Consider the following 10777-nt stretch of genomic DNA (forward strand, 5'->3'; position numbering starts at 1 on the left):
ATACAGCCATAATACCATTGCCATGATTCCGGTTGAAGCCAGGAACAAAGCTGCTGTTTTCCATATTTTTTTCAGATACCCTGCCATTTCTGTCCTCCGTTACTGCACTATGTAGCCCAGCCCTTTTCTTGTGAGAATCATATTTTCAAGGCCGATTCCTTCCAGCTTGCGTCTCAGGCGGTTGACATTTACTGTCAGAGTATTGTCATCTACAAAATCATCATTTTCCCAGAGCATCTGCATAATCGCTTCTCTTGAAACTACGTTTCCTGCCTGAGAAAAAAGAAGGTTCAGTATCCGAAGTTCATTTCTGGTAAGCTCAACGGCCTGTCCCTGATAGCTCAGATTTCCGCTTCCCAGATTCAGGACAGCGCCTCTGTGTTCCAGAAGGTTCCCACTGTTTCCAAAGGAATATGTTCTTCTCAGTATGGCCTGAACCTTTGCAGAAAGGACCTCCAGATTAAAGGGCTTGGCAACAAAATCGTCTGCTCCTCTGGTCATTGCCATAACCATATTCATGTCATCTGCCGCAGAGGAAAGAAAAATAACAGGAACCTGCGATACCCGGCGGATTTCTTCACACCAGTGAAATCCGTTAAAATACGGAAGCTTCAGATCCAGAAGCACCAGATGAGCTTCGGATCGCACAAATTCTCCCATAATATCCCTGAAATCCTCCGCTGCCGTTACCTGATATCCCCAGGATTCCAGATGTTTTTTTATCAGAGAACAGAGCATCTCGTCATCTTCTGCGAGAAATATCCTGTACATTAAAGCTCCTCGTCCACATACTTCTGTATGTTGGATGCATTTACATATTTTTTCAGATGCTCTCCGTCTGTGATCACCAGGGTAGGCGCCTGCATAATGCCGAACTGTCTCGCCATATCCGGGTTCTTTTCTGCGTCAATGATCTCCAGCTCCTCACCCTCCAGCATTTTTTTCGCCATACGGCAGTTCGGGCAGGTGCTTGTGGTAAACAGATATTTATGGGTTTCCACAGGCTGTACTTTTACATCGTCCTCAGTCATTGTCACTACACTTGTGTGAACCTTTTTCAGGGAAGAATGCACAACATCATAAAGGGTTCTGTTTTTATATTCCTGAGCCTTTCCGTCATTCCAGTTCTGGACCGGACGGTAATAGCCTGTAATACGGCTGTATACCTCAGCCTTTTTGCCGCATTTCGGACAGGTAAAGTGTTCTCCGCTGAGATATCCGTGCTCGCTGCATACAGAGTAAGTAGGAGAAATCGTATAATAAGGCAGCTTATAATTTTCTGCGATTTTCCGCACAAGAGAAGCGGCGGCCTTCCAGTCAGGAAGCTTTTCTCCCAGAAATCCGTGGAATACTGTTCCTGATGTATAAAGGGTCTGAAGCTCATCCTGGATATCAAGAGCGTCAAAAATATCCGAACTGAATTCAACCGGAAGATGAGAGCTGTTTGTATAATACGGGGTATCGCCCTCTTTTCCTGCTGTTTTAATGTCAGGCCAGCGTTTTCTGTCATGCTTGGCAAGCCTGTATGCTGTGGACTCCGCCGGTGTTGCCTCCAGATTAAACAGCTCGCCCTGATACTGCTCCTGATAATCGGAGAGCCGGTTTCTCATATGCTCCAGAACTTCTTTTGTAAACTTCTGGGTACGCTCATCTGTCATATCACAGCCCAGCCATCTTGCATTCAGCCCCGCCTCGTTCATTCCCACAAGACCGATCGTGGAAAAGTGATTGTCAAAGCTTCCCAGATACCTCTTTGTGTAAGGATAAAGTCCCTCATTTAAAAGTCTGGAGATCACCTGTCTCTTGATATGCAGAGATCTTGCCGCAATGTCCATCATATGGTCCAGTCTGCGGTAAAACTCTTCCGGATTTCTTGACTGATAGGCGATTCTCGGCATATTAATGGTAACCACCCCTACAGACCCCGTGCTTTCTCCTGAGCCGAAAAAGCCGCCACTTTTTTTGCGAAGCTCACGAAGATCCAGACGGAGACGGCAGCACATGCTGCGGATATCACTTGGCTTCATATCACTGTTAATATAATTGGAAAAATACGGCGTTCCGTATTTTGCTGTCATTTCAAAAAGAAGCTGATTATTCAGAGTATCTGACCAGTCAAAATCCTTTGTAATAGAATAGGTGGGAATCGGATACTGGAAACCTCTTCCATTGGCATCTCCCTCGATCATGGTTTCGATAAAGGCGCGGTTTACCATATCCATTTCTTTTTTGCAGTCCTTATATTTAAAATCCATTTCCTTTCCGCCAACAATTGCAGGCAGCTCTGCCAGATCATCCGGGACTGTCCAGTCAAGAGTGATATTGGAAAACGGAGCCTGTGTTCCCCAGCGGCTTGGAGTGTTGACGCCATAAATAAAGGATTCAATGCATTTTTTCACCTCACGGTAAGACAGCTTATCTGCTTTGACAAAGGGCGCAAGATAAGTATCGAAGGAAGAAAATGCCTGAGCTCCCGCCCATTCATTCTGCATGATCCCCAGGAAATTGACCATCTGATTACAGAGTACGCTTAAATGCTTTGCCGGAGCAGAAGTAATCTTGCCTTCAATACCTCCAAGCCCCTCCTGGATCAGCTGTTTTAAGGACCAGCCTGCACAGTAGCCTGTCAGCATGGAAAGATCATGGATGTGAATATCCGCATTTCTGTGAGCGTCTGCAATCTCATTGTCATAGATCTCAGACAGCCAGTAATTGGCAGTGACAGCTCCGGAATTGCTGAGGATCAGACCTCCTACTGAATAAGTAACTGTAGAGTTCTCTTTTACGCGCCAATCCTCCACCTTTACATAACTGTTTACTATTTCTTTGTAGTCCAGGATCGTGGATTTCATATTTCGGATTTTTTCCCTCTGCTTGCGGTAAAGAATATACGCCTTTGCCACATCGCTGTAGCCGGCCTGGATCAGAACGTTCTCCACACTGTCCTGAATATCCTCCACAGTGACCCTGTCATCCTGAATCTTATCCTGAAAATCAGCTGTCACACGCAGCGACAGAAGATCGATCATATCCTTGCTGTAATTCTTTTCTTTTGCATCAAATGCTCTGCTGATAGCAGACGAAATTTTAGCCATCTGAAATTCAGCAATTTCCCCATCACGTTTTACTACCTGAAACATAAGTCCTTCTTCCTCCCTTGCTTTGCTCGCTCTTATTTTCTGCTGATAGATTACATTGTAGCAAAGGTCACAGGTTCCGTCAACCGCAAAAACCACCATATATTGTGCGATCATACCTTTCACACTCTATATGATGGTTCTGTTTTCCTGTATTTACAGGCTTTCCGATGTTTTTCAAAACCCGGAAATTTATTTTTTTATACAAATGTGACCTGCCCTGTTATCCAGGACAGCCAAAATTACAGCGCTCCTGTTACAATCAGCCCCGGGGCATAACATTCACAAAAAACTCCGCAGGAATTTTTGCCTGGACAAAAATTCCGTCCTCTCTGTATTCCTCAGAGAGAAGCTGTCCGTATTCCCGGATCATCTGGATTTTTCCGGCTTCTTTATAAGCATACAGCTCCTCAATATAAATCTGGCTTTCTGCCAGAAGCCGGGATAACAGCTCTCTTAACTCACACAGTCCCCTGCCTGTTCTGGCAGAACATTTTACCGTATAGTCTGCCCGCAGATCACGCAGCTCTGAATCAGGCACAAGGTCCTGTTTATTCAGAAGTGTAATGATCTTTTTCCCGGAAACACCAAGCTCCTTCAGAGTTTCATAAACTACCTGCATCTGTGTTTCAGCCCGTGGATTGGAAGCGTCTACCACATGGATGATGTAATCTGCATATTTCGCCTCTTCCAATGTACTTTTAAAGGCTTCCACCAGATGATGAGGAAGCTTTCTGATAAACCCTACGGTATCTGTCAGAAGGATCTGCTGTCCGTCATCAAGCTCCATTACTCTTGTTGTGGGATCAAGGGTTGCAAAAAGTTTATCCTCCGCCTGCACTCCTGCTCCGGTGAGAGTGTTCAGAAGCGTAGACTTTCCTGCATTGGTATACCCCACAATAGCAGCGGTCTTCAGTCTTCCCTTTGATCTGCTGCCGCGGATCAGCTCACGGTGTTTTTCCACCTGTACCAGCTCCGCTTTCAATGCCGAGATTCTGGTGCGGATAAGACGTCTGTCCGTCTCCAGCTTTTTCTCGCCGGGTCCCCTTGTTCCAATACCTCCGCCCAGTCTGGACAGGGAATCTCTTAATCCTACCAGACGTGCGGACCGGTAACGGAGCTGAGCAAGCTCCACCTGGATCTTGCCTTCGCTGGTCACTGCTCTTCCCGCAAAAATATCCAGAATCAGCAGCGTTCTGTCCATAACCTTACATTCCAGCTCCCGCTCCAGATTATTCAGCTGCGACGGTGAAAGCTCATCATCACAGATAATTCCGTTTGCATCAAGAGCAGTCAGGAGATTTTTCACTTCCTGAATTTTGCCTTTTCCGATATAGGTTCCCGGATGTACTGCTTCTCTGTTCTGAATGACCTTTGTCGCAGTTTCTGCTCCTGCAGTTTCTGCCAGCTCCTGAAGCTCGTCCAGGGATGCCTCCACATCATCTCCGATATCAGTCTGCACCCCTACAAGGATCACCCGCTCCTGAATTTCCTTAAAATCATACAACTGCATATCAACCCTCCCAGGATGTCTGTTCTTCTGCCGAAGCTGTGTCCTGTCCTTCTTCCGGGGCAGGTTCCTCTACATTTTCCTGCGCGATCCTGGACTGGAGAAATTCCAGTTCCTTCTTTGCTTCCTGGTCATCGGGATACATTTTCATATACTCCTGAGCCTTTGAAAAAGCGGTGTTAAAGTCAAGCTGTTTCTCATATGCAACAATTTCATTAAATAAAAGCTCCTGCATCTCGTCTGTATCTGCAGCCTCAAGTCCGCTGGCAATATTTACCAGTGCGCTCTGATAATCTCCGTCTGCTATATCACACAGAGCCAGCCCGTTGTATCCCTCTGCCTTACGGCTTTCTTCTGCATTCAGATAATCCTGATACATGGATCTGGCTGCAGCAGTATCATTCTGGGCAAAACATACCATTCCCAGCAAAGAGAGTGCCTCCACGCTTCCCTTTTCAGAAGCCTTTGTCAGTTCGTTCCTGGCATTTTCATAATCCTGCATATAGTAATAAATACGGCCCCGCTCGCAGTAATCTTCTGCATTCCCGGGCTCAGTTTTCAGAATTGCTTCCAGATACCGTGTCCCGTCAGCCTCCATGCCTCTGCTCTGGTAGGCTTCGTAAATCTGAAGAGCCATGTCATAATCGGCTTTCTCTCCGTATGCCTGTTCAAAATTTGATGCCGCCTCATCATAGGCATCCATTGCAAGCGCCACACAGCCTGTTAAAAAATACAGATCTGCATTCATGGAATAATCAGACGCCAGAGCCTGACAGTCTGCCATGGCATCATCCGGAAGCCCTGCTTTCAGCTGTGCAGTTGCACGGTATGCAAGCAGATCCTGCCTTATGGATTTTTTTACCCGGTTCTGTGACAGCGCCTGAGTAAAGCTCTCCACAGCTCCCTGATAATCTCCCAGGCGCAGTTTTGCGATTCCTGCGCCTCTCAGAGACTCCGCCGTCTTATAGCTGTAGGAAACAGAAGTCTCATAACCTGTCAGCGCTTCCTGATAACTTCCCTGCTCCAGATTTTCTTCTGCCTGCCTGTAAGTATTCTGTTTTTCACCCCCGCAGCCTGTAAGGAGAGACGCTCCTATACAGACTGCCAGTATCCGTCCGATTTTTCCTGTTTTCATGTATATCCTTTTTATTCTACAATAAGCCCTTCGGCTTCGATCACCTTTACCACATTGTCCACATGTTCCGCACAGATCTCTTCGGTTCCCGCTTCTACCATAACGCGGATCAGAGGCTCTGTTCCGCTTTCTCTCACAAGAATGCGTCCGTCTGTGCCAAGCGCTCTGGCAGCTGCCTCCACAGCCTCTTTTACCTTTGGATTTTCTCTGGCTGCCACTTTGTCTGCAACGCGTACATTTCTCAGGATCTGCGGGTAAACCTTCATTTCTTTTGCAAGATCACAAAGTGTTGTCTTTTTCTCCACGCAGGCCTCCATCAGCATCAGAGAGGTAAGGATTCCGTCTCCGGTTGCTGAATATTTGCTGAATATAATATGTCCGGACTGCTCTCCTCCAATACTGTAATTGTTTTCCAGCATATTTTCCGCAACATATTTATCGCCTACCGCTGTCTGCTCATAGCTGATCCCCTCGCGCTCCAGAGCCTTATAAAGTCCCATATTTGACATAACTGTAGTGACTACTGTATTTCCGTTCAGCCTTCCCTGCTCTCTCAGGTATTTGCCGCATACGTACATGATCTTGTCGCCGTCGATAATGTTTCCTCTGTGATCCACAGCAATACAGCGGTCTGCATCGCCGTCATAGGCAAAGCCCACATCCAGACCTTTTTCCACAACAAATCTCTGAAGCACCTCAATATGGGTAGAACCGCAGTTGGTATTAATGTTTGTTCCATCCGGGTCATTATTGATCACATAGGTTTTTGCACGGAGAGCGTCAAACACACTTTTTGCAATTGCAGATGAGCTTCCGTTGGAGCAGTCCAGACCCACACGGATATTCTTGAAATCACGGCATGGAATAGAGATCAGATAGCCGATATAACGGTTTCTTCCTGAGGCAAAATCCACAGTTCTTCCAATATCCTCTCCGGTTGCCAGAGGCAGCTCTTCCAGCTTTCCGTCCAGATAAGCCTCGATCCTTGCCTCTACCTCGGCTTCGATCTTCTGTCCGTTTCCATTCAGAAGCTTGATTCCATTGTCATAAAAAGGATTGTGGCTTGCAGAGATCATGATTCCACAGTCAAAGTCTTCTGTACGGACCACATAAGAAACGCTGGGAGTTGTGGTTACATGAAGAAGATATGCATCTGCACCGGAAGCAGTCAGACCTGCTACCAGAGCATATTCAAACATATAGCTGCTTCTTCTTGTGTCCTTTCCGATTACGATCTTTGCCTTATGGTCGCGTCCATAGTACCATCCCACATAACGTCCTACTTTAAAAGCATGATCTACAGTAAGCTGTACATTTGCTTCGCCGCGAAAGCCGTCTGTTCCAAAATATTTTCCCATAATAATTCCTCCTTGAAGTCCATTGTGCCGACACAACGGGAAACTGCTTATTTATAAAGTGTCTCCGGATAAACGCCCTCTTTTGCAAGTCTGTCAAAAGCAGCGATCACCACTTCTTTGTCTTCCTGATAGGTCACCCCAAACCAGGTATCCTTTGTATCCAGTACATCAACCTTTGCTTTTCCTTCCTTGATCAGACGGTCGATCATCTCCGGAAGAAGATATTCTTTTCTAATATCAGCTGCGTCAAGATTCTGAAGAAACTCCACAAAGCCCTTTTCCAGCACGTCCATAAATGCAGGAGTCAGTCCCCACATATTCATGGAAACAAGGCTGTTTACATCCAGCTCTTCTGCTGTTCCGTCTGCGTTTCTGGATTCTGCCCCGTTCTCAGTCTTATAAATATCATGAGTCTCTGTTACGCCTGTAAGCGCTCCGTTTTCAATGTGGCAGACGCCTCTGGTTACGCTTCCGTTATCGCTGAGGGTATTTCCAAGACGGAATCCGGCCATACAGATATGAAGAAGTCCATCCTCCGGCTGCTCCTGCACCAGATAGTCATGTACTTTTACATATGCTTCTTTTCCATAATAATCATCTGCATTAATTACCATAAACGGCTCGGACAGAACATTCTTTGCCGCAAGAACTGCCTGACCTGTTCCCCATGGCTTTGTTCTGTCAGCCGGCTTCTCAAAGCCGTCCGGAAGATCTTCCAGTGACTGAAACGCATACTCAACTTCTGTGATCTGTTCAATTTTATTGCCGATCACAGCGCGGAATTCCTCTTCCAGATCCTTTCTGATAATAAAGACAACCTTATTAAATCCTGCTTCCAGAGCATCGTAAATGGAATATTCCATAATGATCTCCCCGTTTGGTCCCACAGGAGCAAGCTGTTTGATTCCTTTTCCAAAGCGGCTTCCGATTCCGGCAGCCATGATTACCAGTGCTGTTTTTTTCATTTCATTCTCCTCCATATATCTATATATTGGTATTCCTGTATTTTACCTTTTATAAGGTTCCATACTGTAATACTTTTTTATCACTTTATCTCCTAAGCTTCCTCATTGTTGAGATTTGCCAGTTTTGCCGCCTGATCAGCCGCGATCAGACTGTCTATGATCTCGCTGAGATCTCCGCCCAGAATGCTGTCCAGACGGTGCAGGGTGAGCTTGATCCTGTGGTCTGTCACACGTCCCTGAGGGAAATTATAAGTACGGATCTTCTCAGAACGGTCTCCTGTTCCGATCTGACTTCTTCTGGCCTCAGCCTCTGCATCATGCTGCTTTGCAAGCTCCATTTCATACAAACGGGAACGCAGCACCTTCAGAGCCTTGTCTTTGTTTTTAAGCTGTGATTTTTCATCCTGACAGGAAATTACGATTCCTGTGGGGATATGAGTCAGACGTACCGCAGAGTCTGTGGTATTGACACACTGGCCGCCGTTTCCGGATGCACGGAACACATCAAACTTGCAGTCGTTCATATCCAGATGGAAATCGATTTCCTCCGCCTCAGGCATAATAGCAACCGTACAGGTGGAGGTATGGATTCTTCCTCCTGACTCTGTTTCCGGCACTCGCTGTACCCGGTGAACGCCGCTTTCATATTTCAGCCTGGAATAAGCGCCGTTTCCCTGGATCATAAACGTTACCTCTTTAAATCCGCCGATACCGTTCTCATTGAGACTCATCATCTCTGTTTTCCATCTGAGGCTTTCTGCATATTTTACATACATACGGTAAATTTCCGCTGCAAAAAGAGCAGCCTCATCGCCGCCAGCACCTGCACGGATCTCCACAATAACGTTTTTGCTGTCATTAGGGTCTTTGGGAAGAAGAAGGATTTTAATCTCATGCTCCAGCTCCTCCACACGCTTCTTGGCGTCAGAAAGCTCTTCCTTGAGCATCTCCCGCATTTCCTCGTCTTTTTCCCCTTCCAGCATGGAAAGGCTGTCCTGAATAGTTTCTTTATTCTCTTTATATTCTTTATAAGCGTCCACGATCGGCTGCAGATCGCTCTGTTCCTTCATAAGCTTCTGGAACCGTTCCTGATTATCTGTAACCCCCGGCTCTCCCAGCTCATTGAGAACCTCATCAAATCGGATCAGAAGATCCTCCAATTTATCAAACATTCCGTTCCTCCTGTTGCTTTATTCTTAAGCAGAAACCTTTGTCAGAGGATTCTGTCCCAGAACCACCCTGTCAAGTTCCGCAAGATCCTTTTTGACTGTTATCTGTTCAAATCCTGCATTTTCCATAATCCCGGTTACGGCTCTGCCCTGATCCCAGCCGATTTCATAGAGAAGCCAGCCGCCGGGCTTCAGGTACTTCCTGCATTCCTCTGTGATCTTTCTGTAAAAATACAGTCCATCCTCTTTTCCGTCCAGAGCCATATATGGATCATGAGTCCGTACTTCATCCATCAGAGTCTCTATCTCCCGGGTTGGGATATACGGTGGATTCGACACAAGCATATCATATTCTCCCTGTGTTTTTCCACTGGTTTCAGAAAAATATTCTCCGGAAAACAGATCACTGTGTACCAGAACTGCTCTTTGATCCAATCCCAGCTTCTGCACATTTTTTTCTGCTACCTGAAGCGCAGCCTCTGAAAGATCTGACCCCACGCCCTCAGCATCCGGGATTTCCTTCAGAATACTTAAAAGAATACACCCGGAACCCGTACACATGTCAAGAATACGCGGCTTCTCTGTTTTTTTCAGAAGGTTCAGCGCCTCTTCCACCAGAATCTCTGTGTCCTGCCTTGGCACAAGCACTCTCTCATCCACATAAAAATCATATCCCATAAAGCAGGCTGTTCCGGTCAGATGCTGAAGAGGGATATGCTCAGCCCTTTTGCGGCAGAGCGTAAGATATGTTTTTTCCTGGTCCTCTTCTGCCTCCTGATCCATATGAGCATAATAGTATGCTCTGTTTTTTCCTGTAATATATTCCAGAAGGAGCCAGGCATCCAGCCTGGCTTCACCTATTTCTGCTGTCTCCAGGATCTCAGTTCCTTCCCACAGCAGCATTTCAAGAGTTTTCATTTGTTTCTTCTCCCGGTTTCCAGCCGAATTCCTCTTTCAGATACGCTTTCCAGTCAAAAACTGCTTCTACCGCAGCAATAGCCACCTCAACCATATCCTCCGTAGGTTCTATTGTTGTAAGCTTCTGCATGGCAAGTCCCGGTTTGCTTAAAAGACACGCAAGCTTATTGTCAGTTCTGCCTGCCCACTGGATCATCTCAAAAGAAATTCCTGCTACAACCGGCACCATCAGAAGTCTTCCCAGCAGTCTCACCCAGTAAAACGGAACCAGCACAAAAATAAAATGCAGGAAAATGCTGACCAGCATGACCAGAAATAAAAAACTGGTTCCGCAGCGCTTGTGCTGCCGGGAGCTTTTCATAACATTTTCTACGGTAAGGGGCAGTCCGTGCTCAATACAGTTGATACATTTGTGTTCTGCGCCATGATACATAAAGGTTCTCTGGATATCTTTCATTCTGGATATCAGAAGCATATACCCCATAAACAATGCCAGCTTCACAAAGGCTTCCGCCACAGTTATCACAACCTCTGATGCGCCCACATTCTTTAAAAGACTGGCAAGAGCATAGGGAAGCAGCATAA

At 46.3% G+C, this 10777-nt stretch carries 9 protein-coding genes; all 9 read right to left on the reverse strand.

Annotated features, from left to right (window positions below):
• Positions 1-99: 99 nt before the first annotated feature.
• Positions 100-771, reverse strand: a complete 672-nt coding sequence (locus QVP40_RS08255) for a response regulator transcription factor (protein WP_022067987.1) — start codon at positions 769-771, stop codon at positions 100-102.
• Positions 771-3140 (reverse strand): ribonucleoside triphosphate reductase, encoded by a 2370-nt coding sequence (locus QVP40_RS08260; protein ID WP_138270387.1) that lies wholly within the window; start codon positions 3138-3140, stop codon positions 771-773. Before QVP40_RS08260 ends, QVP40_RS08255 begins: the two co-directional genes overlap by 1 nt.
• 259 nt (positions 3141-3399) lie before the next feature.
• Positions 3400-4650, reverse strand: coding sequence for a GTPase HflX (hflX, locus tag QVP40_RS08265; protein ID WP_022067989.1), 1251 nt, complete (start codon positions 4648-4650; stop codon positions 3400-3402).
• Between the two features lies 1 nt (position 4651).
• The gene (locus QVP40_RS08270; RefSeq protein ID WP_022067990.1) at positions 4652-5782 is read right to left on the reverse strand and encodes a tetratricopeptide repeat protein; all 1131 of its coding nucleotides are present in this window, start codon (positions 5780-5782) and stop codon (positions 4652-4654) included.
• Positions 5783-5793: 11 nt separating this feature from the next.
• Entirely contained in the window at positions 5794-7140 is a 1347-nt protein-coding gene (gene glmM, locus QVP40_RS08275; protein ID WP_022067991.1) for a phosphoglucosamine mutase, read from the reverse strand.
• A 47-nt stretch (positions 7141-7187) separates the two neighbouring features.
• Positions 7188-8105, reverse strand: a complete 918-nt coding sequence (locus tag QVP40_RS08280; RefSeq protein WP_022067992.1) for a nucleotidyltransferase family protein — start codon at positions 8103-8105, stop codon at positions 7188-7190.
• A 92-nt stretch (positions 8106-8197) separates the two neighbouring features.
• The gene (gene prfA, locus QVP40_RS08285; protein ID WP_022067993.1) at positions 8198-9277 is read right to left on the reverse strand and encodes a peptide chain release factor 1; all 1080 of its coding nucleotides are present in this window, start codon (positions 9275-9277) and stop codon (positions 8198-8200) included.
• A 24-nt stretch (positions 9278-9301) separates the two neighbouring features.
• Positions 9302-10192: a peptide chain release factor N(5)-glutamine methyltransferase gene (gene prmC / locus QVP40_RS08290; RefSeq protein WP_022067994.1), complete on the reverse strand. Its 891-nt coding sequence runs from the start codon at positions 10190-10192 to the stop codon at positions 9302-9304.
• Positions 10179-10777, reverse strand: a 599-nt coding sequence (locus QVP40_RS08295) for a DUF1385 domain-containing protein (RefSeq protein WP_022067995.1), incomplete at its 5' end; no start/stop codon positions are given. The genes prmC and QVP40_RS08295, both read right to left, overlap by 14 nt.

This window comes from Blautia sp. CAG:257 (genome assembly GCF_000433815.1).
GTDB classification, from domain to species: domain Bacteria; phylum Bacillota; class Clostridia; order Lachnospirales; family Lachnospiraceae; genus Blautia_A; species Blautia_A caecimuris.

Bases quoted from the DNA above. Each gene is read 5' to 3' on its own strand.
- prmC (WP_022067994.1), bottom strand. From the start codon at position 10,192: ATGAAAACTCTTGAAATGCTGCTGTGGGAAGGAACTGAGATCCTGGAG.
- QVP40_RS08260 (WP_138270387.1), bottom strand. From the start codon at position 3,140: ATGTTTCAGGTAGTAAAACGTGATGGGGAAATTGCTGAATTTCAGATG.
- glmM (WP_022067991.1), bottom strand. From the start codon at position 7,140: ATGGGAAAATATTTTGGAACAGACGGCTTTCGCGGCGAAGCAAATGTA.
- QVP40_RS08255 (WP_022067987.1), bottom strand. From the start codon at position 771: ATGTACAGGATATTTCTCGCAGAAGATGACGAGATGCTCTGTTCTCTG.
- prfA (WP_022067993.1), bottom strand. From the start codon at position 9,277: ATGTTTGATAAATTGGAGGATCTTCTGATCCGATTTGATGAGGTTCTC.
- QVP40_RS08270 (WP_022067990.1), bottom strand. From the start codon at position 5,782: ATGAAAACAGGAAAAATCGGACGGATACTGGCAGTCTGTATAGGAGCG.
- hflX (WP_022067989.1), bottom strand. From the start codon at position 4,650: ATGCAGTTGTATGATTTTAAGGAAATTCAGGAGCGGGTGATCCTTGTA.
- QVP40_RS08280 (WP_022067992.1), bottom strand. From the start codon at position 8,105: ATGAAAAAAACAGCACTGGTAATCATGGCTGCCGGAATCGGAAGCCGC.